23 protein-coding genes are annotated in these 23,932 nt (G+C 55.5%); 11 read left to right on the forward strand and 12 right to left on the reverse strand.

Going from position 1 to position 23,932, the window contains the following annotated elements:
* The first annotated feature begins 38 nt into the window (after positions 1 to 38).
* The 3 genes from glmU to AB1F12_RS10095 are packed head-to-tail and all read left to right on the forward strand — an operon-like array spanning position 39 to position 3,887.
* On the forward strand, positions 39 to 1,391 hold the full coding sequence (gene glmU / locus AB1F12_RS10085) for a bifunctional UDP-N-acetylglucosamine diphosphorylase/glucosamine-1-phosphate N-acetyltransferase GlmU (protein WP_368183984.1): 1,353 nt from the start codon (positions 39 to 41) through the stop codon (positions 1,389 to 1,391).
* A 1-nt stretch (position 1,392) separates the two neighbouring features.
* Positions 1,393 to 3,213: a glutamine--fructose-6-phosphate transaminase (isomerizing) gene (gene glmS / locus AB1F12_RS10090; protein ID WP_368183985.1), complete on the forward strand. Its 1,821-nt coding sequence runs from the start codon at positions 1,393 to 1,395 to the stop codon at positions 3,211 to 3,213.
* Entirely contained in the window at positions 3,210 to 3,887 is a 678-nt protein-coding gene (locus AB1F12_RS10095) for a DNA alkylation repair protein (protein ID WP_368183987.1), read from the forward strand. The genes glmS and AB1F12_RS10095 overlap by 4 nt, the downstream gene beginning before the upstream one ends.
* Here AB1F12_RS10095 and AB1F12_RS10100 read toward each other — a convergent pair.
* Complete coding sequence (locus AB1F12_RS10100; RefSeq protein WP_368183989.1) at positions 3,884 to 4,399, reverse strand: D-galactarate dehydratase; 516 nt, start codon at positions 4,397 to 4,399, stop codon at positions 3,884 to 3,886. The genes AB1F12_RS10095 and AB1F12_RS10100 overlap by 4 nt on opposite strands.
* 84 nt (positions 4,400 to 4,483) lie before the next feature.
* On the opposite strand from AB1F12_RS10100, the gene moaA reads away from it, so the two are divergent.
* Entirely contained in the window at positions 4,484 to 5,488 is a 1,005-nt protein-coding gene (gene moaA, locus AB1F12_RS10105) for a GTP 3',8-cyclase MoaA (RefSeq protein ID WP_368183991.1), read from the forward strand.
* A gap of 2 nt (positions 5,489 to 5,490) precedes the next feature.
* Positions 5,491 to 6,723 carry a 3-deoxy-D-manno-octulosonic acid transferase gene (locus tag AB1F12_RS10110; RefSeq protein WP_368183992.1) on the forward strand — a complete coding sequence of 411 codons (1,233 nt, stop codon included), beginning with the start codon at positions 5,491 to 5,493 and terminating at the stop codon, positions 6,721 to 6,723.
* On the opposite strand, the gene AB1F12_RS10115 is transcribed toward AB1F12_RS10110, so the two are convergent.
* The 3 genes from AB1F12_RS10115 to argE all read right to left on the reverse strand — a co-directional run bounded on the left by AB1F12_RS10115 (position 6,720) and on the right by argE (position 10,116).
* Positions 6,720 to 7,559: a glycosyl transferase gene (locus AB1F12_RS10115; protein ID WP_368183994.1), complete on the reverse strand. Its 840-nt coding sequence runs from the start codon at positions 7,557 to 7,559 to the stop codon at positions 6,720 to 6,722. The two genes, AB1F12_RS10110 and AB1F12_RS10115, sit on opposite strands and share 4 nt — an antisense overlap.
* 56 nt (positions 7,560 to 7,615) lie before the next feature.
* Positions 7,616 to 8,779, reverse strand: coding sequence for a M20 aminoacylase family protein (locus AB1F12_RS10120; RefSeq protein WP_368183996.1), 1,164 nt, complete (start codon positions 8,777 to 8,779; stop codon positions 7,616 to 7,618).
* A gap of 158 nt (positions 8,780 to 8,937) precedes the next feature.
* Entirely contained in the window at positions 8,938 to 10,116 is a 1,179-nt protein-coding gene (gene argE / locus AB1F12_RS10125) for an acetylornithine deacetylase (RefSeq protein ID WP_368183998.1), read from the reverse strand.
* 211 nt (positions 10,117 to 10,327) lie between these two features.
* Between argE and AB1F12_RS10130 the strand changes: the two genes are divergently transcribed.
* The 5 genes from AB1F12_RS10130 to AB1F12_RS10150 all read left to right on the forward strand — a co-directional run bounded on the left by AB1F12_RS10130 (position 10,328) and on the right by AB1F12_RS10150 (position 16,134).
* A complete protein-coding gene (locus tag AB1F12_RS10130) occupies positions 10,328 to 11,338 on the forward strand; it encodes an ABC transporter ATP-binding protein (protein ID WP_368184000.1) in 1,011 nt (336 codons plus the stop codon).
* Positions 11,331 to 12,347: an ABC transporter ATP-binding protein gene (locus AB1F12_RS10135; protein ID WP_368184002.1), complete on the forward strand. Its 1,017-nt coding sequence runs from the start codon at positions 11,331 to 11,333 to the stop codon at positions 12,345 to 12,347. The genes AB1F12_RS10130 and AB1F12_RS10135 overlap by 8 nt, the downstream gene beginning before the upstream one ends.
* Before the next feature lie 44 nt (positions 12,348 to 12,391).
* Positions 12,392 to 14,113, forward strand: a complete 1,722-nt coding sequence (locus tag AB1F12_RS10140) for a peptide ABC transporter substrate-binding protein (RefSeq protein ID WP_368184003.1) — start codon at positions 12,392 to 12,394, stop codon at positions 14,111 to 14,113.
* Between the two features lie 106 nt (positions 14,114 to 14,219).
* On the forward strand, positions 14,220 to 15,239 hold the full coding sequence (locus AB1F12_RS10145; RefSeq protein ID WP_368184005.1) for an ABC transporter permease: 1,020 nt from the start codon (positions 14,220 to 14,222) through the stop codon (positions 15,237 to 15,239).
* Positions 15,232 to 16,134: an ABC transporter permease gene (locus tag AB1F12_RS10150; protein ID WP_368184006.1), complete on the forward strand. Its 903-nt coding sequence runs from the start codon at positions 15,232 to 15,234 to the stop codon at positions 16,132 to 16,134. Before AB1F12_RS10145 ends, AB1F12_RS10150 begins: the two co-directional genes overlap by 8 nt.
* Before the next feature lie 66 nt (positions 16,135 to 16,200).
* On the opposite strand, the gene AB1F12_RS10155 is transcribed toward AB1F12_RS10150, so the two are convergent.
* The 5 genes from AB1F12_RS10155 to AB1F12_RS10175 form a co-directional block, all read right to left on the reverse strand.
* Positions 16,201 to 16,665: a GNAT family N-acetyltransferase gene (locus AB1F12_RS10155; RefSeq protein ID WP_368184008.1), complete on the reverse strand. Its 465-nt coding sequence runs from the start codon at positions 16,663 to 16,665 to the stop codon at positions 16,201 to 16,203.
* 42 nt (positions 16,666 to 16,707) lie between these two features.
* Positions 16,708 to 16,986 (reverse strand): hypothetical protein, encoded by a 279-nt coding sequence (locus tag AB1F12_RS10160; protein WP_368184010.1) that lies wholly within the window; start codon positions 16,984 to 16,986, stop codon positions 16,708 to 16,710.
* Positions 16,970 to 17,464, reverse strand: coding sequence for a hypothetical protein (locus AB1F12_RS10165; RefSeq protein ID WP_368188346.1), 495 nt, complete (start codon positions 17,462 to 17,464; stop codon positions 16,970 to 16,972). Before AB1F12_RS10165 ends, AB1F12_RS10160 begins: the two co-directional genes overlap by 17 nt.
* 118 nt (positions 17,465 to 17,582) lie before the next feature.
* Positions 17,583 to 18,857 carry a DUF3422 family protein gene (locus AB1F12_RS10170; RefSeq protein WP_368184012.1) on the reverse strand — a complete coding sequence of 425 codons (1,275 nt, stop codon included), beginning with the start codon at positions 18,855 to 18,857 and terminating at the stop codon, positions 17,583 to 17,585.
* A 193-nt stretch (positions 18,858 to 19,050) separates the two neighbouring features.
* Positions 19,051 to 19,422 (reverse strand): winged helix-turn-helix transcriptional regulator, encoded by a 372-nt coding sequence (locus tag AB1F12_RS10175; RefSeq protein WP_368184013.1) that lies wholly within the window; start codon positions 19,420 to 19,422, stop codon positions 19,051 to 19,053.
* A gap of 123 nt (positions 19,423 to 19,545) precedes the next feature.
* On the opposite strand from AB1F12_RS10175, the gene AB1F12_RS10180 reads away from it, so the two are divergent.
* Entirely contained in the window at positions 19,546 to 20,112 is a 567-nt protein-coding gene (locus tag AB1F12_RS10180) for a flavodoxin family protein (protein ID WP_368184014.1), read from the forward strand.
* Between the two features lie 92 nt (positions 20,113 to 20,204).
* Here the strand turns inward: AB1F12_RS10180 and AB1F12_RS10185 are convergent, their stop codons facing one another.
* The 3 genes from AB1F12_RS10185 to AB1F12_RS10195 form a co-directional block, all read right to left on the reverse strand.
* The gene (locus AB1F12_RS10185; protein WP_368184016.1) at positions 20,205 to 21,638 is read right to left on the reverse strand and encodes an NAD(P)(+) transhydrogenase (Re/Si-specific) subunit beta; all 1,434 of its coding nucleotides are present in this window, start codon (positions 21,636 to 21,638) and stop codon (positions 20,205 to 20,207) included.
* A 13-nt stretch (positions 21,639 to 21,651) separates the two neighbouring features.
* Positions 21,652 to 23,223: a Re/Si-specific NAD(P)(+) transhydrogenase subunit alpha gene (locus AB1F12_RS10190; RefSeq protein ID WP_368184017.1), complete on the reverse strand. Its 1,572-nt coding sequence runs from the start codon at positions 23,221 to 23,223 to the stop codon at positions 21,652 to 21,654.
* Between the two features lie 114 nt (positions 23,224 to 23,337).
* On the reverse strand, positions 23,338 to 23,814 hold the full coding sequence (locus AB1F12_RS10195; RefSeq protein WP_368184018.1) for an isoprenylcysteine carboxylmethyltransferase family protein: 477 nt from the start codon (positions 23,812 to 23,814) through the stop codon (positions 23,338 to 23,340).
* Between the last annotated feature and the right edge of the window lie 118 nt (positions 23,815 to 23,932).

Consider the following 23,932-nt stretch of genomic DNA (forward strand, 5'->3'; position numbering starts at 1 on the left):
ACACGCTAGAAGGAGGCAACACATAACGAGGCAAACGCATGAGCACGAGTTTGATAATCCTGGCCGCTGGCCAAGGCACACGTATGAATTCTGACCTGCCCAAGGTCTTGCACAAAGTGGCGGGCGCCCCGTTATTGGTGCATGCCATGCGCGCGGGCGCGGCACTTGAACCGGAACGGACCGTGATTGTTACCGGCCATGGTGCAGATGCCGTTGCCAAAGCCGCGATGGATTTTGATCCAGATGCCCAAGTTGTGTTGCAGGATGAACAATTGGGCACAGGCCATGCCGTGGCACAGGCGCGCGAGGCCTTGGCGGATGTAACGGGCGACGCGATTGTTCTTTATGGGGACACGCCGTTTATTCAGCCCGAAACCCTGACCGCAATGGCCGCAGCCCGGATGTATTCCGATGTGGTTGTCTTGGGCTTTGACGCCGCTGATCCCGGGCGCTATGGGCGGCTGATCACCGACGGTCAAACCCTGACAAAGATTGTTGAATTCAAAGACGCCACAGAAACAGAACGCGCCATAACGCTTTGTAATTCTGGCGTTATATCTGCAGATGCAAAGGTGCTCTTTGACCTGATTGACGCGGTTGGCAATGACAATGCGGCGGGTGAATATTACCTGACCGACATCGTTGAAATTGCCCGTTCACGCGGGCTATCTGCCAGTGTGGTACGCTGCGATGAGGCCGAAACACTGGGGGTGAACACCCGTGCTCAACTGGCTCAGGCCGAAGCGGCCTTTCAATCGCGTGCCCGCGCCGAAGCATTGGAAAATGGCGTGAACATGACCGCGCCAGAAACCGTGTTTTTCGGGTTTGACACCTATTTAGGGCGCGACAGCATCATTGAGCCCAACGTGGTGTTTGGCCCTGATGTGACCGTTGAATCAGGCGTTGAAATTCGCGCTTTTTCCCATTTAGAGGGCTGTCATGTCTCGCGCGGATCGGTTGTCGGGCCTTATGCCCGCCTGCGCCCGGGCGCGGAATTGGCCGAACATGTCAAAATCGGCAACTTTGTCGAAGTCAAAAACGCGCAGATCGCGGATGGCGCCAAGGTTAATCACCTGTCTTATGTGGGCGACGCGTCTATTGGCAAAGCGACAAATGTCGGGGCTGGCGTGATCACCTGCAATTATGACGGCGTCTTTAAGCACCGCACCACCATTGGTGAAAACGTATTTGTTGGCTCGAACACGATGTTGGTTGCACCGGTTACATTGGGGGACGGATCGATGACGGCCAGCGGGTCCGTCATTACATCTGACGTGCCAGCAGAAGCATTGGCCGTGGCCCGAGCGCGTCAGGCCAATAAACCGGGTCTGGCCAGACGAATGTTCGAAAAGTTAAAGAATCTAAAGGCAAAAGCCGAAAAAGGGGCGTAAAATGTGTGGAATTGTAGGAGTCCTCGGCAGTCACGAGGTTGCACCCCAATTGGTAGAAGCGCTGAAACGGCTGGAATATCGCGGCTATGACAGCGCAGGTATCGCGACGATCCAGGACGGCGCATTGCGCCGCCGCCGGGCTGTGGGCAAGCTGGCGAACCTGTCAGATTTATTGGTGCATGAACCGCTATCGGGCAAAGCCGGCATCGGACATACCCGCTGGGCAACCCATGGCGCCCCCACCATCGACAACGCCCACCCACACCGGTCCGGCCGCGTCGCTGTGGTGCATAATGGGATCATCGAAAACTACCGCGAATTGCGGGCGGAACTGGCCGAAAAAGGTATCGCACATACCACCGACACAGACACGGAAACCATCGCTCATCTGGTTGAGGACGGGTTAAACCGCGGTCTGTCGCCGCGCGATGCGGCCCATGAAACCATTGCGCGATTAACCGGCGCATATGCGTTGTGTTTCTTGTTTGAAGGCGAAGAAGATCTGCTGATCGCGGCGCGCAAAGGGTCCCCATTGGCCATTGGGCACGGGGATGGCGAAAACTTTGTTGGATCAGACGCGATTGCATTGGCGCCCATGACCAACCGGATCACCTATCTGGAAGAAGGCGATAGCGCGATCATCACCCGAAACTCTGTCGAAATCCGCGACGTGAACGGGCAACAAATCCATCGCGAAATTTCGACCATCCGGGTGGATGCCGCCCGCGTCGACAAAAGCGGCTACAAACACTTTATGGCCAAGGAAATCGCCGAACAGCCCACCGTTCTAAATGGGGCGCTGACCCATTATATCGGGCGCGATGGCCAGATCACCCTGCCGGATCCGGGGCTGGATTTCACTCAGATCGACCGGCTCAGCCTCGTTGCCTGTGGGACGGCCTATTACGCCTGTCTGGTTGCGAAATATTGGTTCGAACAGGTCGCGCGCATCCCGGTAGATGTGGATGTGGCCAGCGAATTTCGGTATCGCGAACCCCCCATTCCGGCACGTACCGCTGCTTTGTTTGTGTCGCAGTCCGGGGAAACGGCTGACACATTGGCCGCCTTGCGGTTTTGCACCGGAAAAGCCGACAAGATTGTGTCTGTCATCAATGTAGAAACGTCGTCGATTGCCCGCGAAAGCGACCTGCCATTGCCAATTCTGGCGGGCACTGAAATCGGTGTTGCCTCAACCAAAGCGTTCACCTGTCAGCTGACCGTTTTGGCAATTCTTGCGCTAAAGGCCGCCAAAGATCGCGGTGAAATCAACGATGCCCAACTGGCCAAACATGTCGCTGATCTGCGTGGTTTGCCGGGATTGATGAACCATGCCTTGGGCATTGATCATGCATGTATTGATGTGTCTGCCAAACTGGCCGAAGCCCGCGACATTCTGTTTCTGGGACGCGGAGCGATGTATCCCCTCGCCCATGAAGGCGCATTAAAACTGAAAGAAATCAGCTACATACACGCCGAAGCTTATGCGTCTGGAGAGTTGAAACACGGCCCCATCGCGCTGGTGGATCAATCGGTGCCGGTCATCGTGATGGCGCCGCGGGATGCGTTGTTCGACAAAACCGTCAGCAACATGCAAGAGGTCATGGCGCGGTCTGGCAAGGTCTTGTTGATCACCGACGCCAAAGGGTTCGAAGAAGCCGGAGATGGTGTGTGGGACCATATCATCATGCCTGAAATCGACCCGTTTCTTGCTCCGATCCTCTATGCTGTGCCGGCGCAATTGCTGGCCTATCACACGGCCATGGCCAAAGGCACGGATGTGGATCAACCCCGCAATCTGGCAAAATCGGTGACGGTCGAATGATGCTGGAACAGGCGCTTGAAACTTTGCGCAGCGCCATTGAACCGGGCCGTGCCGCGCAAATGGCGGCCTATCACAAACAAACCCGAGACGTGTTGGGGATATCCAACCCCGACATCAACCAAATTGCGCAAAACTGGCGTCAGACACTGGATGTTCCGGCGCGTGTTTCGCTGGCTAGGGACCTGTGGGATACGGATATCTTTGAGGCGCGCATCGCGGCGGCTAAATTGCTGACCCAAGCACGGCTGCGCCCGGATGAAGAGGCCTGGACGCTCATTCAATCCTGGGTGCCGGACTTTGATTCATGGGCCATAGCGGATCATGTTTGCAGCGCGGGATCAAAACGCCTGATCGCCGATCCAACCCGTGTTGATCAGGTCGAAACATGGACCAAATCAGATCACATGTGGACGCGCCGTGCTGCGTTGGTGATCATGTTGCCATGGACCAAACAGAATTTTCCGAAACCGGCCGAATTGGAAATACGCGACCGGGTTTTGGGCTGGGCAGCTGGCTATGTGACCGACCCAGATTGGTTTATTCAGAAATCCGTATCGTGGTGGCTGCGGGATTTGTCCAAACATGACCCCGACCGCACCCGTGCCTTTTTGGCGCAATATGGCGATCAGATGAAGCCATTTGCCCGCAAAGACGCCGCGCGCAAACTTCCTTAACTTTTGAAAACGCTCAGCTCGATCACACCTGTCAGCGGGGCATTTAGCAATCGCATGGCAGGCAGGCTGATTTGACTGCCCGACCCGGCATCGCCACCGCTGGGGCGCAGTTCAACATTGATGCTTTCGCCTTGGTATTCGACGCGCCCTTGGGTCAATGCATCCACCAACGGCGTTTTCACCCAGATACCGGGATCTGTTGGCGATCCCAATGTGGCCAAAGTCACCCCCAACGCTTGCTCTCCCGCCGGTTCTGGCGCGGCTTGTGCCTCGGCGCGGTCCTCAGCGGTTGTGGTGTCGAATTGCTCAACTGTTGTGGCAGAGGTCGGCGGCGGAGGTGGGGGTGTTGGATCCAGTGTCTCAACCGGCACTTCGGCCACTTCTGGCGCGGGTTGCGCGGCGGCAACCACAGCGGTGTCAGGTGCAGTTGGGGTTTCAAACAAGCCCTGTAACGAAGGAGACGTACAAGACATAAGGAACAGGCCAGACAGGCTAAGAGCAATACGTTTCATACGTGCAAATTACGCAGACCCACGAAACAAAACAAGCGTGTTTTCAACCTTGCACGTCGGCCCGCGCATCCCTACCTTTGATCCATGACAGCACCCCTGATAGACCCGTTTCAACGCCCCATTTCATATCTGCGCCTGTCGGTCACTGACCGCTGCGATTTTCGGTGTGTGTATTGCATGTCCGAACAGATGACATTTCTGCCCAAAAAGGACCTGCTGACCCTCGAAGAACTGGATCGGCTTTGCACGTCGTTTATCAATCTCGGGGTTGAAAAGCTGCGGATCACGGGGGGCGAACCTTTGGTGCGGCGCAATATCATGAGCTTTTTCAATGCGATGTCGCGGCATTTGGACACCGGCGCATTAAAGGAACTGACCCTGACCACCAATGGGTCGCAGCTGGAAAAATACGCCAAGGATCTGTTTGCCGCCGGGGTGCGCCGGATCAATGTGTCGATTGATACGTTGGAGGATGCCAAATTTACCGAAGTGACCCGCTGGGGTCGGTTGTCACAGGTTTTGCGGGGGCTTGATGCCGCGCAGGATGCAGGTTTGCGGGTGAAACTGAACGCGGTTGCGCTGAAAAACTTCAACGAAGACGAACTGTTCACCATGGCCGAATTCTGCGCCAAACGCGACATGGACATGACGTGGATCGAAGTCATGCCCATGGGCGATATTGGCAACGAAACCCGCATTGGGCAATATTGGTCGCTCAAAGATTTGCGCGCTACATTGGCGGAAAAATACACCCTAACCGACCTGAGCGAACGCAGCGGTGGCCCGGCCCGATATGTGCGTTTGGAAGAAACCGGTCAGAAAATCGGCTTTATCACGCCGCTGTCACATAATTTCTGCGAAAGCTGCAATCGGGTGCGGATCACCTGCACCGGGTCGATCTATACCTGCCTTGGCCAAGAAGGAAATTCGGACCTGCGCGCCCCGCTGCGCGCCAGTGACGATCCCGATGCATTGGCCGACGCGATCCGTGCGGCCATTTCGCTAAAACCCAAAGGGCATGATTTTGACTATTCCCGTCAATCGGTTGACGGGCGCGTTTCACGTCACATGAGCCATACAGGCGGTTAGTTTTGTCGGTTCAGTCAGGTCTCTATTCCGGGGCGACGTTCCTCGCCGCGCCCATTTTGCGCTATGCCATGCGGCGCAAACATCAAAAAATGTCGGCCCCTGCATCGCGTTTGCGCGAACGGTTTGGGCATGCCACCCTGCCCCGCCCGGATGGCACGCTGATCTGGTGCCATGCCGCGAGCATGGGTGAATTGCGCGCGGTTCTACCGGTGATCCAAGACCTGATGTCACGCCGCAGCGACGTCCATTTTCTGATCTCCACCACCACCCAAACCGGGGCAGAAATGGCCGAAAAACTGGGGGACCGCGTTACCCACCAATTTGGCCCATTGGACCTGCCCGGCATTGCGGCCCGGTTTGTGGCCCATTGGCGTCCCAATATGGCGGTGATCGTGGAAAATGAATTACTGCCGCGCCTCACCCGGCATCTGAGCGCAAAAAACATTCCACAAGTCACGCTGAACCTGCGCCCATCCCGCACACGCCAAAAATTGCCGACTCTGGCTGGAGAAGTGCTGAACAGATCGGAATTTATCACGGCCAATTCGGCATCTTTGATCGACGAAGCGCCCCAAATGGGGCTGTCAAAATCCAAATACCTCGGGGGTGCGGATCTAAAATCATCGGCGGATCCTTTGCCGATTGACCCCGTCATGGCGGCGGATTTGGCACGACAAATTGGCAACCGCCCCTGCTGGCTGGCCTGTTCGGTGCATCCAGAGGACGACGAAATCGTCCTGCAAGCCCATGAAAAGGTATTACAAAAACAACCTGATACATTGTTGATTCTGGTGCCCAGACATCCCGATCGTGCCGCGCAATTGGCAACGATGATCGACGTTTTAAGCCTGAAACATATGCGCAGATCAAGCGGTCAGGGTTTGGCTGAGTCGGATCAAATATTGTTGGCGGATACGATGGGGGAAACGGGTCTGTTTTTCGCGCAATCCGCCGTCACTTTGCTGGGGGGATCATTTGGCCAACGCGGTGGTCATAACCCATGGGAACCGGCTGTTTTGGGCAGCTATACCCTCTATGGTCCTGATGTTAAAAACGCCACAGAAGCCTATGAAAAGCTAAGAAAAATCGGGATGGCCCAAATGGTGCAAACCGCTGATGACATCGCATCCCTTGCCTTAATGGCGCGAAAATCGACGCAGAAACTAGACCAAGTGACACAGGCCGGGCGGGCCTTGCGTGGGCAAATTGTTGATCGGATATTGGACCTGATTTAGGCCCATTCAGCGCCCAAATCAGCGGTTGCGCGATCAATCCAATGATCCTGCAACCAATCACAGGGTTTCGCATAACGAAGCCACGATCCGGAATAGCCTTCAACCGCTTCGGGCATTTTGGGGCGGCCATGAAAACACACAACCCGCGCATTTTCCGGCATCCGGGCGGCACGCAGGTAGTTCATCGGCGGCAAATCCAAACAATCATGTTTAAATGACACCACCAGATCACCCGGAATATAGACATAATCCCCACGTTCCTGCGCCTTGGTCGATGTATAGCGTTGCTCAGATCCGCGCGCGATTTCAACCTCTTGGGTCGGTTTTGCTGCCAGATCGTGATAAAGATAGGGATGCGCCACGGGATCAAATCGAAACACCGATCCATGCCCTGTTTTGCGCCCACGGCGCGCTTCGACCCAATCAGCGCGCATGGCGACTTTGCCCGGTTCCAGTTCCAGAATTGGAGTCAGATCGCCGGTAATCACCACATCCAGATCAAAGCCAAGCACCGGCCCCTCTAAGTCTGCAATCAGACCGGGGCGAAACAGGGACACTTTGCGCATGGCGCCCTGCCGGTTCGCCACTGCCAAAGCCGCGTTCATCGCATCGTGAAACGGTTCGACCGGCAAGGGCAGAATTTCCACGTCAGGATGGATCCCCTGTGCATGTTCGGTCATGCAGATAAACCGCACTGGCCCGCGAATATGTCGACGCACACCTGAATACAGACGGTTCACATATTCAGGACCAAACAAGGTGCCCCATTTGATACAGGCCACATTTGTGACCGGCATATCAGGCGAAGACGGGGCATAGGTGGTGTTCTGTGTCATGTGCTGCGCGTACCCTTTTGTCATCCTGATCGCAAGCCTGAGCCGGCCCCAGCCCCCTATTCGACGGGCATTCGCTGTTCGACAATGCCGGCCCACCACGAACATCCGGCGGGGATCGCTTCGTCGTTGAAATTGTATTCCGGGTGATGAACCGGGGCCGTTTCCCCATTTCCAACCAGAATATAGGCCCCCGGCCGTTCATTCAGCATATAGGCGAAATCTTCGCCCCCCATCACCAAGGGCGCCTCTTCGCAGGTGCCCGACACAGACGCCGCAACCTGGGCTGCAAATTCGGTCTGTTCCTCGGAATTGACCATAACCGGATACCCGCGTTCATAGTTAATTTTAGCCACGCCACCGAACACGGCAACCGTGCCCTGAACAACTTCGCTTAGCCGTTTTTCGCATAGATCCTGCACATCTTGATCCATCGTTCGCACAGTTCCGCGCAACGTGACCCGCTGGGGGATCACATTATGGGCCTTGGTGTCGGTTTCAAATGACGTGACCGAAACAACCGCCTGTTTCACCGGATCCACGTTGCGGCTGACGATGGTTTGCAAAGCCAGAACCACATGGCTGGCCATGACGGTGGTATCAATCGTTTCTTGCGGCTTGGCGGCATGGCCTCCTTTGCCTTCGATTTCGATGTGAAACTGATCCGCAGCCGCAAAAAAGGACCCCGGACGGATTGCGAAACTGCCAACCGGGCGGCCGGGCCAATTGTGCATGCCGTACACTTCTTGGATGCCGAATTTGTCCATCAAACCGTCGTCGCACATTTCTTTGCCACCACCGCCGCCTTCTTCGGCGGGTTGGAAAATCACCACAACCGTGCCGTCAAAATTGCGGGTTTCCGACAGGTATTTCGCCGCGCCCAGCAACATCGCCGTATGTCCGTCATGCCCACAGGCATGCATGGCCCCGTCCGTTTTAGAGGCATAGTCCAGACCAGTGGCTTCGTGGATCGGCAATGCGTCCATATCGGCGCGTAACCCAATGACTTTGCCCGATTTATTGGTCTTTCCTTTGATCACCCCAACAACGCCTGTGCGCCCCAATCCGGTGACGATGTCATCCACACCAAATTCGGTTAATTTGGCCTTTACGGCGGCAGAGGTACGGATTGTATCAAACAGAATTTCGGGGTTTTCATGCAGATCCCGACGCCATTCGGTGACCTCTGGCAACATTTCAGCGAAACGATTCTTGATAGGCATTTACGGCTCCTGTTGGGTCAAACACCCTGATTTCAAACTGGTCTCAGTCGAATCGAAGTGAGATTACGGCGCCATAACAGACACCAAATTAAAGGGCGGATTGCGCGAACCGTGCCTAGAAATGGCCCGGTTCACAAGTCCCGCACATAAGGTTTTGATCAAACGCTCAGGTTTTTGATCAGATTTTCCATAAAGGTCTCACCGGCTCTGAGTTGTGAAATCTCTAAAAATTCGTTGGGCTGGTGTGCTTGCGCGATGTCACCGGGACCACAGACAACCACGGAATATCCCCGCTCTTGGAATTGCCCGGCTTCGGTTGCGTAACTGACCACATGGCTGGCATTGTCACCGGTCAATTGCCGCGCCAATTGTTCGGCCAATCCATTTTCCTCAGGGCGCAAGCCGGGCACGCCAAACCCTTGGGTCAGGGTGATGGCCGCATCCGGGTGGATGGCTTTCATTTTCGCCTTAAGCGTTTTGACTTCGGCCCGCAATTTTGCCTCCCATTCTGCGGGGGTTTCATCGGGGACGACACGGAAAGACAGATCGAAATAACAATCCTTGGCCGTGATATTATGGGCTGTTCCGCCTTGAATTTTACCCACATGCAGGGTTGTAAAGGGTGGGTAAAACGCCGCGGCCAATGGCGTCGGCGGCGTGGCCTGTAGCCGTTCGTTTTGCGCATTGGCCCAGTTGATCAAACGGGCGCCTTCCAGAATGGCGCTGACCCCTTCGGGCAATAGAGACGAATGCACCTCAAATCCTTGCACATGGACCTGAAACCCGATGCCCGCTTTGTGACCGGTGACCACCTGCATGTTGGTCGGTTCCCCCACAATGACGGTGCTGGCCTGCGGCATGCCATTGGCCAGCATATGGTCGATCATCACCGGCGCCCCGGTACAGCCGACCTCTTCGTCATAGGATAGGGCAATTTGCAGGGGGCGGGTTAAATTCTGCGCCTTGTGCTGCGCGACGGCCAGCGGAACCGCCGCCAGAGCAAGCGCCACAAACCCCTTCATATCACACGATCCCCGCCCATAGAGACGATTATTTTTCTGTGTCAAAACAAATGGATCGCTGTCCCAATCCTGCCCCGCCACAGGCACCACATCCGTGTGCCCCGACAGCACAACCCCGCCGGGAATATCCGGTCCGATATGGGCATAAAGCGCGGCTTTGATCCCGTCTTCGTTGGGCACACGAACAGAATTCACACCCCAAGACGACAAATATTGTTCCACAAAATCGACCAATTTCAGATTACTGTCCTCACTTACGGTCGCAAACCCAACCAGATGTTCCAGTATCTCTTGTGCGCTTTGTTTTTGGCCCATTTCATCCCTACCCTGAATTTTCGCCCTAACGTTGAACGTCAACGCAAGAAGGTCAAGTGGCCCGTTACGCAGCGGAATGCAGATCGAATGACCTAAACTGGGGGCTTGCGGGGGGAAAAATCCGTGCTAACGTCTGGCGATATGATGGCGGTAACATAATCGCCACGCCAAAAAAAGACGACACATAGGAACCAAATCAGGGAGGTTCTGTATGCCCGATGGGGGCCAGTCCGTTCTGCATGTGCAGGGCCTAAAGACTGTATTCAAAACGCGGGCCGGCGAGGTGCACGCGGTCAATGATGTGAGCTTTGACCTCAAACCCGGCGAACTGCTGGGCGTTGTCGGTGAGAGCGGATCTGGAAAATCGGTGACGATGATGTCGCTGATTGGATTGCTGCCGACCCCACCCGCGGATGTCCGTGCTGGTACGGTGATGTTTGACGGCCAGGACCTGCTGCAAATCGGTGCCAAGGATATGCGCGGGGTGCGCGGTGGCAAAATCGGATTTGTGTTTCAGGATCCGATGACGTCGCTCAACCCGGTGTTTACGGTTGGCTATCAATTGCGCGAACCTTTGATGACCCATATGGGCCTGTCCAAAAAAGAGGCCCGCGCCCGGTCCAAAGAATTGCTGGAACTGGTGGGCATTCCGGACGCGGATCAACGGCTAAAGGATTATCCGCATCAGTTTTCCGGTGGCATGCGGCAGCGGGTGATGATTGCCATCGCCTTGGCCTGTGATCCCCAAGTGTTGATCGCCGATGAACCCACCACCGCGCTCGATGTGACCATTCAGGCGCAAATCCTTGAACTGATGAAGGAATTGCAGACCAAGCTGGGCATGGGCGTCATTTGGATCACCCATGATCTGGGCGTCATTGCCGGGATCGCGGATCGGGTGATGGTGATGTATGGCGGCCAAGTTGTGGAACAGGCGCCGGTGCGGGAATTGTTTGCCAATCCTCAGCATCCCTACACACGTGCCTTGTTAAAAACCGTGCCCTCGGTGCGCGGTGAACGCGAGGACCGTCTAACCGTGATCGAAGGTCAGCCCCCCATGATGCATACCGCGCCCAAATCCTGCGCATTCCGGGATCGGTGCGACGTGGCCTTTGATCGTTGTGCGATTGAAAACCCTGTGCGCTATGCCACCGGGCCGGGTCATGATGCCGCTTGTTTCCATGTGGATCCGACCCAGTCAAAGGGGATTGAAAATGTTTGATCTACCAAAAGATGCAACACGCACAGAGACGCCTTTGGTGCAAGTCAATGACCTGAAAATGCATTTTCCTATTCAATCGGGATTGTTGCGCCGTCAAACCGGCGCGGTAAAGGCGGTGGATGGGGTCAGTTTTGACATCTATCCGGGCGAAACCCTTGGATTGGTGGGGGAATCTGGCTGTGGCAAATCCACCTGCGGGCGGGCTGTGCTGCGGTTATATGACATCACCGGCGGCACGATCACGGTGGATGGCGACGAAATCGGCGATGTGCCTCAGGCCAGTTTACGCAGCAAACGTCCGACTATGCAGATGGTGTTTCAGGACCCGCAGGCATCGCTGAACCCACGTATGACCGTTCAGGCGATTATTCAGGAACCGCTGGATGAACACACCAAGCTATCCAAGAAAGAAAAGGCCGAAAAAGTCTATGAATTGATGGATGCGGTGGGGTTGAACCGTCGGTTTGCCGCGCGGTATCCACATGCGTTTTCCGGGGGGCAACGTCAACGGATCGGCATTGCGCGGGCTTTGGCCTTGAACCCGAAATTCATTGTCTGTGACGAACCGATTGCGGCGTTGGACGTGTCCATTCAGGCGCAGGTCGTGAATTTGCTTGAAGATTTGCAAAAACAATTTGGCCTGACATTCCTGTTTATTTCCCACGATCTGTCGATGGTGCGCCATATCGCAACCCGCGTGGCGGTCATGTATCTGGGTAAAATCGTCGAATTGGCCGAACGCGAGGCGCTATATGCCGACCCATTGCACCCCTACACAAAGGCGTTGCTGTCGGCGGTTCCCGAACCCGACCCTGTGCTGCATGACAGCGCCGAACGCCAGATCCTGACCGGCGATGTCCCATCCCCATCCAACCCGCCGCTGGGGTGCAATTTCTGCACCCGTTGCCCGGCCGTGATGGAGATTTGTCACGAAAAAGACCCTGAATACAAAGAGGTGCTGCCCGGCCGTTTTGTGGCCTGTCACCACTATAATCAGACCGCGGGCTAACCTGCGGCACGAGGCGAACAAGAGCGCTCAACATGGAGAAAACAATGAAACTTAAGACAATTCTGATGGGAGCTGCGGCCAGTTTCGCACTTGCCCCGATGGCCTTTGCGGATGGCCATGGCGGTGAACGCGGACGTGACGGCGAATTGCGGATCATCTATTGGCAAGCGCCATCCACGATGAACCCGTATCTGTCGGGCGGCACAAAAGAAACCGAAGCGGCGTCGCTGGTTATCGAACCGCTGGCCCGTTTTGCCAATACAGGTGAACTGGTTCCATGGTTGGTCGACGAAATCCCAACGATCGAAAATGGCGGCGTGGCCGAAGACCTGACCTCGATCACATGGAAAATCTCCGAAGGCGTGACCTGGTCTGACGGCACAGCCCTGACCGCTGCGGATGCGATTTTCACTTGGCAATATTGTACCCACCCCGAAGGTGGCTGTGCGCAGGCATCCTACTATGATGGCGTGACCAACGTAGAAGCGATTGATGACCGCACGATCAAAGTGACCTTTGATCAGCCAAAACCATTCCCCTACACTGCTTTTGTTGGCTCTGAGAGCCCGCTGATCCAAGCCGCGCAATTTGCCGATTGTCTGGGGGCGTCTGCGCCGGAATGTACGGATGCGAACTTTAGCCCCATTGGCACAGGCCCGTTTGTGGTTGACGAATTCCGCGCCAATGACGTGATCACCCTGTCGGCCAATGAAAACTTCCGCGAAGAGGGTAAACCTGCCTTTGCGAACGTGGTGTTCAAAGGCGGCGGTGACGCGGCTGCGGCGGCCCGGTCGGTGCTGGAAACCGCTGAATTTGACTATGCGTGGAACCTGCAGATTGATCCAACCGTTCTGTCTGACATGGAATCCGCCGGTAACGGCACTGTTGTGACGGCATTTGGGTCCTCGGTTGAACGTCTGATGATCAACCAAACCAACCCTGACAGCGCCCTTGGCGATGCCCGTTCCACCGTAGAAGGCGGCGCGCATCCGTTCCTGTCCGACAGCGAAGTTGTGCGTGCATTGTCCATGGCGATTGACCGCGAATTGCTGGTCGAAGTGGGCTATGGGTCCGGTGGTCAGGCCACCTGTAACGTGCTGCCTGCCCCTGCGATCTATGCCTCGACCGCCAATGATGCCTGCCTAGGTCAGGACATTGCCGGAGCGAATGCCCTGCTCGACAGCCTCGGTGTTGTTGATACAGATGGCGACGGTATCCGTGAAAAAGACGGCGTGCCATTGCGGGTTCTGTACCAGACATCCACAAATGCTGTGCGTCAGGATACCCAAGCCCTGATCAAACAGTGGTGGAGCGAAATCGGCGTTGAAACCGAGCTGCGCAATATTGATGCATCTGTGTTCTTTGGGGGTGATCCAGCAAGCCCGGACACATACCAGAAGTTCTATGCAGATATCGAAATGTACACCAACAACTTTGCCGGTGTTGACCCAGAGGCGTACATGGCCAACTGGCGCTGCAGCGACATCCCTTCCCCAGAAAGCCAGTGGCAAGGTGCGAACATTCAGCGGTTCTGTTCCGAAGAATATGACGCATTGGTCACCGAAATGGCAGGCACAGCATCGATCGAAGATCGCGCTGAGTTGGCCAAGAGCCTGAATGACCTGTTGGTTCAGTCCGGTTCCATGGTGCCGCTGGTGCACCGTGGTGGTGTATCCGCGCATGCCAATTCCCTAGAAGGCGTGTTGATCACCGACTGGGACAGTGAAATGTGGAACATCAAAGATTGGTCCCGTGCGGCTGAATAATCCAATTGGATAAAAAACGCACATCCACACTGGATGCCCCGGTTTTACCATTTGAACCGGGGCATCTGACCAAGACCAACGCCCAAAGCGGCATTCCGGGGACCTGATGCTGAATTTTGCAATCCGACGGCTGGCCATGGCCATCCCGACATTGATCTTCATTTCGTTGATCATTTTCCTTTTGCTGGACCTCGCGCCCGGTGATCCGACGGCGAACCTGCCGTTGACGATCTCGCACGAAGTTCGCGAACAAATCCGTCAGAGCCTCGGGCTCGGGGAACCTGTTCATATTCGCTATGTTTTATGGCTCAAACAGATCGTCTGGACCGAACCGATGTTCTATCTGGCGGATCTGGGCTGGGTGGATGCCCCTGAATCAGCGCGGCTGATTTCATGGCAAACCCGCGCGCCGGTGATGGACACTATTCTGGAACGCCTGCCCCAAACCCTAAAGGTTGTGGGCCTGTCATATGTGGTTGGGGTGCTGATCGCCCTGCCCATCGGCATCATTTCCGCCTATCGCCAATATTCGGTGTTTGACCAGGTTGGGACCTTTGTGTCCATGGTTGGCTATTCCGTTCCACCGTTCTTTTCCGGTGTTCTGGCGATTGTGATCTTTTCGGTTTTGATCCCGCGCGACAGTATTTTCTGGTTGCCCTCAATCTATGATACCACGCTGCAAGTGGTTGATTGGGAAAGCTTTAAGTTACAAGCCCGTCAGATGGTTATGCCCGTGATGGTGCTGGCGTTGCAAACCACGGCACAGATCAGCCGGTTCATGCGTGCATCCATGTTGGATAACCTGAACCAAGATTACGTGCGCACCGCCCGCGCCAAAGGCCTGACCGAAAGCGTCGTGGTCATGGTGCATGTTTTGCGCAATTCGATGATCCCGGTTGTGACGGTGATTGCGCTGGGTATTCCGTCGATCTTTGGCGGGGCGATCATCACCGAACAAGTGTTCAAAGTGAACGGCATCGGCCAATATCTGATTGTCGCCATTCAGGCCAATGACATGCCGACCGTGCAAACAATCACCTTCTTATTTGCCTTCTTGATTGTGATGTTCAACCTGATTGCCGACCTTCTTTATGGCGTGCTGGACCCGAGGATTCGCTATGACTGATCAAACGCAGATGCCCGAGGTCCGCAACCAATGGTGGGACGTCTGGGACCAGTTCAAATCCCACAAAGGCGCGTTAATTGGCGCGGCCTTTTTCATCCTGATCGTCGGAGGCGTGTTTCTGGGGCCATTTATCTGGTCCATCGACCCGACCTATATCGACATTCGTGCGCGCAATCAGGGGCCCAGCTGGGCGCATCCGTTTGGCACGGACCAATTGGGGCGGGACACGCTGGCCCGCATGATGAAAGGTGGGCAAACATCGGTCGCCGTTGGGATGACGGCCATGTTGCTGGCCCTGTTCCTTGGCACGTTGATTGGGGTTGTTGCGGGGTATTTCAAACGGTTGGACGGTGTGTTGATGCGCCTGACCGACCTGTTTTTAGCCCTGCCCCTATTGCCGTTGCTATTGGTCATGGTGATGCTGTTTCGCGACAGCCTGAACGCCGCCTTTGGCCCGGAACAGGGGATATTCCTGCTGATCGTCGTGGCCATCGGGGTGACATCATGGATGCCAACCGCGCGGATTGTGCGCGGCGATGTCTTGGCGATCAAAGAACGGGAATTTGTGCTGGCCGCACGGTCCATCGGCACCCGGCCGGGGCGGATGATCATGCGGCATATCCTGCCCAACGTGCTGTCGCCGATCATGGTCTCGGCCACGTTAGGGATTGCCAACGCGATCATCACCGAAAGCGCTTTGTCCTTCTTGGGGCTGGGCTTTCCCCCAGATTTCCCGACATGGGGCCGCCTGCTGTTTGATGCTCGTGACTTTATGCAGCAATATCCCGAACGGGTGATCTGGCCGGGTCTGGCGATTTCGCTGACCGTGCTGTCGGTGAATTATATCGGCGATGGGCTGCGCGATGCGCTGGATCCGCGGATCCGTGGTCTGTGACACCGGGCTAGGTCCCACTATGTGACCAACAAAAACGCCAGTTGCCCCGATTTGCAGCTGGCGTTTTTAATCCGCGCGCGGCGCAATGCGGCGTTTCTGAAACCCGGTGCGTGATTGTTCGAACCCGGCCTGTTCATAAAATGCGTATGTCGTGGGATTTTTCGAACCGGTGCTCAGCATGATTTTATAGCAATCATGTTGCCAAGCGCGCGCACATGCGGCGTCCAAAATCTGGGTCCCATAGCCCGCCCCACGATGATCGGGATGGGTAACAACATTTTCGATCACAGCAAAGGGCGCGCCGCTGCGGGTCAAATTGGGGATGATAATCAACATGCAGGTGGCCGCGACAATGCCCGCAACTTCCCCGATAAACACACAAGAGCCGTCAAATGCCATCAACTTGGTCAGGTTTTTATGTGCGACGTCAGGTGGACATCGCGTGTCGTCCAAAGTCAAATGCGCCAACAAATCCAGAATCCGCTCTGAATCGTCAGTATCTGCAATTCGGATTGAAAACGACTGGGTCATTGCCCCCTCTTATCGGACCCGTTCAACAGCTTTGTGACCAACCTAGTTTTTGGGATCTCCAAAGTGCTGTTGCCAAATACGGGTGCGTTTTTGATCACGGGCGTCATAATCTTTTATGGCCCGGCGAATATCCAAGTCCCACCCCGCGTCTTCTTCGCTGAACCCTCCGACAAGTTGGTCCGTCGCGTTAAGTTTCACCGCGATTGGGAAATTGGGCCCGACTACGTCCCGGATCGCGATGATTGTGTCCAGCAAAAGCCGGGCACGATTGGCAATTGTGCCACCATAGCTATCCTGTCGTTTGTTAAACAACGGCGACAAAAACTAGCCTAAGCAAAAAACCATGGGCCGCATGGACCTGAACGCCACCAAACCCAGCCTGTTGCGCCAAACGGGCCGTTTGCGCAAATTCAGCTGGGATTTGTGCAATGTCGTCTGTGGACAATGCTGCACAGCTCAGTCCGGGTAAATCAAGCGCGCTTGGTCCTTTGGCACAGCTGGTTGGCGCATATGACAGCGCGCCCGCATGCCCCAATTGCAGCCAAAGCTGCGCGTCATTTTCACGCCCCGAGGCGGCCAATGTTTGAAAGCGATCCAGATCAGCCGCGGCGTTCAGCACCAAATTTCCGGGCTTTTCAGCAAAACCGGGCTGCCCCTGCACCTCTCCGATGATTGACGCGGCAACACCGCCAGAAGCCCAGCGTTGATAAAGCCGAAATTGCGAAACTGTAGGATGCCCGGTCCCGTCCCCCAAGGAATCAGACATGGCTGATTTCACGATCCGGTTCTTCAACACCACCCCACAAGGCAATGTCAGGGGGGCAAACAGAAGTTCATTTTGCGGCGTGAGGTGTCCATTTGAAAACGAGGTTTTCAAAGCATCGCCCCCCCGTCAGCAATTGCAATCGCATGCCATTTTAATGGAATTTGTTTCGGATCGCCCGGACCATCAGCCAAACCAGAACCAAAACAGGGACAACCAGCCCTGCGGTGATCAATTCCTTGCTGATCCCTGCCCATTTCCCCAGCGGATACAGCGCATAAGCCCCCAGAGACACAGCATAATAGCTGATCGCAACGACGGATAATCCTTCGACGGTTTGTTGCAATCGCAGCTGCAAATCGGCGCGTTTGTCCATGCTTTCTAACAAAGCTTGGTTCTGGGCAGACCGTTCCACATCCACCCGTGTGCGCAGCAATTCCCCCGCGCGACGGGCACGATCGGCCATGACTTGCAGGCGATCTTGGGTGCTGGCGACGGTGCGCATGGCGGGATCAAACCGGCGCATCATAAATTCGCCAAAGGTCTGACGCCCTTTGAACCGTTGTTCGCGCAGCACAGCAACGCGTTGGTTCACAATGGTTTCATAGGCCCCGGTTGCCCCAAATCGAAACGATGATTTTGCGCTCAGATTTTCCAGTTCTGCAGAGACATCAATCAAAGCCGACAATGTAACCTCTGGTGCGGTGCCGGAAATTTCCTCCATCAGCTTTGACAGGCGCGCATCAATGGCCCCCATTTTGGTGTTCAATTCACCTGCCTGAAAATACCCCAACATGGCCATGGCTTTGTAGGTTTCGATTTCGCACAGACGCTGAACCACCCGTCCCACCCGACGGGCCCCACATTCAGGGCGCACAAAAACCGCAAAACGCATATGTCCGGCTTCGTCGATGCGAAAATCAGCCCCAACCACCAAATCATCGTCCAGCACCCGTGACATTGCCAGACTTTCGGGCACAAACCATGCTCTGGTTTTTTCCGGGATGCCTGTGTCGTCTGTCAGTTGCTCAATCCGGATCAAGGCGGATGTGACCCGAACGCCCGGCGCTTGGGCCAGCCATTCTTCGGGGAACAATTTGAACGTGGCCGCATTAAAAGGATCATCCGCCACGCCATCACAGTGAATGGTATATGTCACAAACTCTGTGTGGCTTTCCCATTTCAGGATATGTCGGCCGATTTGCCCAGAATAATGCGTGGCATTGGGTTGGGGATGCGGTGCGCCAAAGCGATCCAACAACGCGATCAGATGCGCCCGGTCTGCATCCCGATCCCGCCCTGCAGCATTTCGCGCGGGCTTGATCGCCAGATAGGCCGCCCGACCGGGCGCTGCGATCAAAGGAAAAGGGCGCGCATGCAATTCATTGGCCATTGCATAACGTTTGGGATGATCATTGTTGGAATTCATAGCGGGTTTCCGTAGCGGCAGGTCCCGCCAAACTAGGGGAAATCCACAATCTGTAAAGAATTTTTATTATGTTTTGCAAGGGGTTAGTGGGATACGACTGTATACCACGATCCATCCACCCCTTAAATCAAACATCGCGAACCGTAGTTTCGCCAACACATTCAGTACCTTACGCCATAAACCAAAACTCAACTCACGATGGCAGTGTGGCCTTTTGCGGGAACCCGGTATCAGCGCTCCAGCCCTGCTGTTTCCAATCTTCGGCAACCTTGTGCAGCGCATCCAATGCCCCGCGCAACGCCCGCGCCTGTTCGGTCAATTCATAGGACACTTGTGGCGGTCGTGTGGGTTCAATGTGACGCGTCACCAGCCCAGCATTTTCCAGTTCCCGCAGCCGCTCCGTCAGCATTTTGGCCGAAATCCCCGGTACCTGATTTTGCAAAGCGCCAAACCGAATGCCCGGATGGTTTTGCAATTGCCAGACAATATAGCTGGTCCAACGAGAAGAAATCAGCCGCAGCAAAGGGTCCATCGGACAAAGGTGATTATTGGCATCAATTGGCATGGCGCTTGCTCGCAACAGTTACGAAAATGAAAGTATTACTTACGAAAAAGTACCTCCTTACGAAAAGTAAGTAAAGCCCCTAACTGAGGTGATGTAACACGATCCAACGATAGGAATCACATCATGGCAAAGATCGAAATCATCTATTTTTCAGGCTACGGCCACACCACAAAACAGGCAGAAGCCATCGCACAAGGGGCCGGAGATCAGGCGCGGCTCTGGCCCATTTCTGAGGATGGAACGCTGCCTGATGAGGCATGGGATGCGCTGGACGGCGCAGATGCGATCCTGTTTGGCAGCCCGACCTATATGGGCAATGCCGCATGGCAGTTTAAAAAGGTTGCAGATACCAGCGCGCAACGTTGGTTTACCCGTGCATGGCAGGACAAATTGTTTGGCGGCTTTACCAATTCCGGGTCCCCCAGCGGTGACAAAGGCATGACCATGGCGTGGTTTCAGACCTTGGCAGCGCAGCATGGCGGCCTCTGGGTCAGCCTGAACCAGATGCCCGCCAATACCAAAGCCAATACCGCCGCTGACATGAACCACTTTGGCGGATCAGCTGGGCCACTGGCCACGTCCCCATCGGATGCCTCCCCCGAAGAAGGCCCCTTTGCCGGGGATCTGATCAGTGCGCGCACCTATGGTGAACGTGTGGCCACCCTCGCGCAGGCCCGCCAAGCGGCCTAATCCATCAACGCAGGATCAAAAACGTAAGGCCATAAACGCAAAACGCCCCGGTCGCGAAACCGGGGCGTTTTTTGATGTTAGGTGACTGTCGATTATTCGATCAGACCCAGCAATTTGTTCAGGCTGTCTTTGGCGTCGCCATAGAACATGCGTGTGTTTTCTTTGAAGAACAGCGGATTTTCGATACCGGAGTAACCGGTGCCCTGCCCGCGTTTGGAAACAAACACTTGTTTCGCCTTCCAGCATTCCAGAACCGGCATACCGGCGATGGGGCTGTTGGGGTCTTCTTGGGCGGCGGGGTTCACGATATCGTTGGACCCGATCACGATGGCCACATCCGTTTCCGGGAAGTCATCGTTGATTTCATCCATTTCCAGCACGATGTCATAAGGCACCTTTGCCTCGGCCAGCAGAACGTTCATGTGACCGGGCAAACGACCCGCAACCGGATGGATCGCAAACCGCACGTTTTTGCCTTTGTCGCGCAAACGTTTGGTCAGCTCAGACACGGCTTGCTGGGCTTGCGCCACCGCCATGCCATAGCCCGGAATGATCACGATATTGTCGGCCTCATCCAAGGCCGTGGCAACGCCGTCCGCTTCGATCGCGACCTGTTCGCCTTCGACCTCCATTGCGGGACCAGCAGTGCCGCCAAAGCCGCCCAAGATCACGCTGACAAAGGACCGGTTCATCGCCTTACACATGATGTAAGACAGGATCGCACCGGACGAACCAACCAGCGCGCCAACCACGATCAACAGATCGTTGCCGAGGCTAAAGCCAATCGCCGCAGCCGCCCAGCCGGAATAGCTGTTCAGCATGGACACTACCACCGGCATATCCGCGCCGCCGATCCCCATGATCAGGTGATAGCCAATGAACAACGCCGCCAAGGTCATCACAAACAGCGGAAAGAACCCGCCAGTGTTGAAGTACCAGACCAGACAGATCACCGACAATGCCGCCGCGCCTGCGTTCAGCATATGCCCACCGGGCAGTTTTTCCGCCGAGGTCGTCACTTTGCCTGCCAGTTTTCCATAGGCAATGACCGACCCGGTAAAGGTGACCGCACCAATGAATACGCCAAGGAACAGCTCAACCCGCAGGATGGCGATTTCGACGGCGTCTTTTTTGGCCAATAACGCTGCGAACCCGTCCAGACCTTTTTGGGTTTCGGCATCCATGGCCATGACACGGCCCAGTTCAATATGGGCGATAAAGCCGACAAAAACCGCGGCCAGACCCACCAGCGAATGCATCGCGGCGACCAGTTGCGGCATTTCTGTCATCTGTACCTTGGTGGCGACCATATAGCCGATCACCCCACCGGCGCCGATCAGCACCAGCGACAGGAACCACAGGCCCGAGCCGGGGCCGATCAGGGTTGCAAACACCGCCAGCGCCATGCCGACAATGCCATACCACACAGCGCGTTTTGCGCTTTCTTGACCTGACAATCCGCCCAAGGACAGAATGAACAGGACTGCTGCAACGACATAAGCCGCTGTTGTAAAACCAAAATCCATACTTCCGGCCCCCTTAAGATTTCTGGAACATGGCGAGCATGCGCCGTGTCACGAGGAAGCCGCCAAAGATGTTGATCCCGGCCATAAAGACCGAAAGCGCGGCAAGTAAGATCACCAGGAAACTGCCCGATCCGATTTGCATCAGAGCGCCCAGAATGATGATCGAAGAGATCGCATTGGTCACAGCCATAAGCGGTGTGTGCAAGCTGTGGCTGACATTCCAGATCACCTGGAAGCCGATGAACACAGACAACACAAACACGATAAAGTGCTGCATAAAGCTGGCCGGAGCCACCAATCCAACGCCCAGCAGGAACGCAGCACCGACGCCCAACAGAATGACCTGCTGTTTGGTCTGCGCCTTGAATGCGGCGTCTTCTGCGGCGCGTTTTTCCGCAGCAGTTGGTTCTGGCACCACCTCTTTGGGTTTGGCTGCGATGGCCTGCACTTTGGGTGGTGGCGGTGGGAATGTGATTTCCCCTGCATAGGTTACAGTCGCGCCACGGATTACGTCGTCTTCCATGTCGTGATTGATCTGACCGTCCTTTTCAGGGGTCAGGTCAGTCATCATGTGACGGATATTGGTCGCATAAAGCGTCGATGCCTGCGCGGCCATCCGGGATGGGAAATCGGTGTAACCAACGATGGTCACGCCATTATCTGTGACGATTTTTTCGTCCATGACGGTCAATTTGCAATTGCCGCCCTTTTCCGCAGCCAGATCGACAATCACCGAACCGGGCTTCATCGCGGCGACCATGTCTTCGGTCCACAGCTCTGGGGCTTCGCGGTTGGGGATCAGCGCCGTGGTGATGACGATATCAACCTCGGGGGCCAGTTCGCGGAACTTGGCCAGCTGGGCCTCGCGGAATTCAGGCGATGACACGGCGGCGTAACCACCTGTGGCCGCACCGTCTGCCTGATCTTCTTCAAAGTCCAGATAGACAAATTCAGCGCCCATCGATTCGACCTGTTCGGCCACTTCGGGACGCACATCAAAGGCCAGCGTGATCGCGCCCAGTGATGTGGATGTGCCGATCGCAGCCAATCCGGCCACGCCCGCGCCTACAACCAGAACCTTGGCCGGGGGCACCTTGCCCGCCGCTGTGATCTGACCGGTAAAGAAGCGTCCAAAGTTATTGCCCGCCTCAATCACCGCGCGGTAGCCGGCGATATTGGCCATGGATGACAGCGCATCCATTTTCTGCGCGCGGCTGATCCGTGGCACCATTTCCATGGCAATTACGTTGGCGCCTTTGGCTTTGGCGGCTTCCATCCCGGTTTCGTTGGCACCCGGATTAAAGAATGAAATCAATGTCTGACCTTCGGTCAAACGCTTCATTTCCGTCGCGTCTGGCTGGCGTACTTTGGCGACAATGTCAGCGGCTTTGTAAAGCGCCGCCCCGGTTTTTACGATTTCCACACCTGCCGCAGCATAATCCGCGTCAGAAAACCCAGCGGCCAAACCGGCCCCGGTTTCAATCGCGCAATCATATCCCAGTTTTTGCAGATCTTTGGCGGATGCAGGTGTCATTGCGACCCTGTTTTCGCCTTCGAAAGTCTCCTTTGGAGCACCGATTTTCACGGAACGTTCCCCTTCCCTTGCTAGCTTCGCGGCATTCACCGCGAAATAATATTGCCAAATGGATCGCGCAGACGCAGCACAATTACCCACCTATACCCGCTGCAACGCAGCAATTCAAACCCATCGTCGCGTTTTTTCACTATATTGAAAAAACACCTTACCGAACTTTGTCCGCAGACCGCGTTCTTCGGGGATGACAAACCGACGTTCGATCCACCATAGAAACACAGGAACCAATGGCAAAGCCGCCACCGCATCCCAGCGCAAAATCACCCCCAGCAAGATCAAAACATCCCCCAGATAGATCGGATTGCGGGTGCGTTTGAATATTCCTGATGTGACCAGTCGCGCCGCTTCTTGGTGGGGAATGACGGTGGTGCGCATTTTGCGCATTTCCACAAACGCCAAAAGGATCAGGATCACCCCGCCCCCAATCGCAATGCCGCCTAAAAAATCGGACCACGCCCCGCCAAAGCTAAGACGGAACAGCTGCGCCTGACCGACAAACCACGCCACACAAATTGCACCGGCCAGCCAAACAGGCGGCACATCAATCCATTTAGAAATCGGCATTTTGGCAAAAGACGTCACGGGCAGCGTCCCAAAGGGTTCTTTAGCGCGAAGATACCCTCCCCAACAGGAAGCGCAAGCACCCCTTTGATAACAAACACACCAAGAAAAGGTGAAAACGCAAACAAACGTTTACGAT

This window comes from Aestuariibius sp. HNIBRBA575, from assembly GCF_040932005.1.
GTDB lineage: Bacteria > Pseudomonadota > Alphaproteobacteria > Rhodobacterales > Rhodobacteraceae > CANLNM01.

What these genes read in the sequence shown, in the direction of transcription:
- AB1F12_RS10185 (WP_368184016.1), bottom strand. Translation starts at nt 21,638, where the DNA reads ATGGATTTTGGTTTTACAACAGCGGCTTATGTCGTTGCAGCAGTCCTG.
- AB1F12_RS10130 (WP_368184000.1), top strand. Translation starts at nt 10,328, where the DNA reads ATGCCCGATGGGGGCCAGTCCGTTCTGCATGTGCAGGGCCTAAAGACT.
- AB1F12_RS10155 (WP_368184008.1), bottom strand. Translation starts at nt 16,665, where the DNA reads ATGACCCAGTCGTTTTCAATCCGAATTGCAGATACTGACGATTCAGAG.
- glmU (WP_368183984.1), top strand. Translation starts at nt 39, where the DNA reads ATGAGCACGAGTTTGATAATCCTGGCCGCTGGCCAAGGCACACGTATG.
- AB1F12_RS10175 (WP_368184013.1), bottom strand. Translation starts at nt 19,422, where the DNA reads ATGCCAATTGATGCCAATAATCACCTTTGTCCGATGGACCCTTTGCTG.
- argE (WP_368183998.1), bottom strand. Translation starts at nt 10,116, where the DNA reads ATGGGCCAAAAACAAAGCGCACAAGAGATACTGGAACATCTGGTTGGG.
- AB1F12_RS10170 (WP_368184012.1), bottom strand. Translation starts at nt 18,857, where the DNA reads ATGAATTCCAACAATGATCATCCCAAACGTTATGCAATGGCCAATGAA.
- glmS (WP_368183985.1), top strand. Translation starts at nt 1,393, where the DNA reads ATGTGTGGAATTGTAGGAGTCCTCGGCAGTCACGAGGTTGCACCCCAA.
- AB1F12_RS10100 (WP_368183989.1), bottom strand. Translation starts at nt 4,399, where the DNA reads ATGAAACGTATTGCTCTTAGCCTGTCTGGCCTGTTCCTTATGTCTTGT.
- AB1F12_RS10180 (WP_368184014.1), top strand. Translation starts at nt 19,546, where the DNA reads ATGGCAAAGATCGAAATCATCTATTTTTCAGGCTACGGCCACACCACA.
- AB1F12_RS10140 (WP_368184003.1), top strand. Translation starts at nt 12,392, where the DNA reads ATGAAACTTAAGACAATTCTGATGGGAGCTGCGGCCAGTTTCGCACTT.
- AB1F12_RS10095 (WP_368183987.1), top strand. Translation starts at nt 3,210, where the DNA reads ATGATGCTGGAACAGGCGCTTGAAACTTTGCGCAGCGCCATTGAACCG.
- AB1F12_RS10120 (WP_368183996.1), bottom strand. Translation starts at nt 8,779, where the DNA reads ATGCCTATCAAGAATCGTTTCGCTGAAATGTTGCCAGAGGTCACCGAA.
- AB1F12_RS10150 (WP_368184006.1), top strand. Translation starts at nt 15,232, where the DNA reads ATGACTGATCAAACGCAGATGCCCGAGGTCCGCAACCAATGGTGGGAC.
- AB1F12_RS10145 (WP_368184005.1), top strand. Translation starts at nt 14,220, where the DNA reads ATGCTGAATTTTGCAATCCGACGGCTGGCCATGGCCATCCCGACATTG.
- AB1F12_RS10135 (WP_368184002.1), top strand. Translation starts at nt 11,331, where the DNA reads ATGTTTGATCTACCAAAAGATGCAACACGCACAGAGACGCCTTTGGTG.
- moaA (WP_368183991.1), top strand. Translation starts at nt 4,484, where the DNA reads ATGACAGCACCCCTGATAGACCCGTTTCAACGCCCCATTTCATATCTG.
- AB1F12_RS10115 (WP_368183994.1), bottom strand. Translation starts at nt 7,559, where the DNA reads ATGACACAGAACACCACCTATGCCCCGTCTTCGCCTGATATGCCGGTC.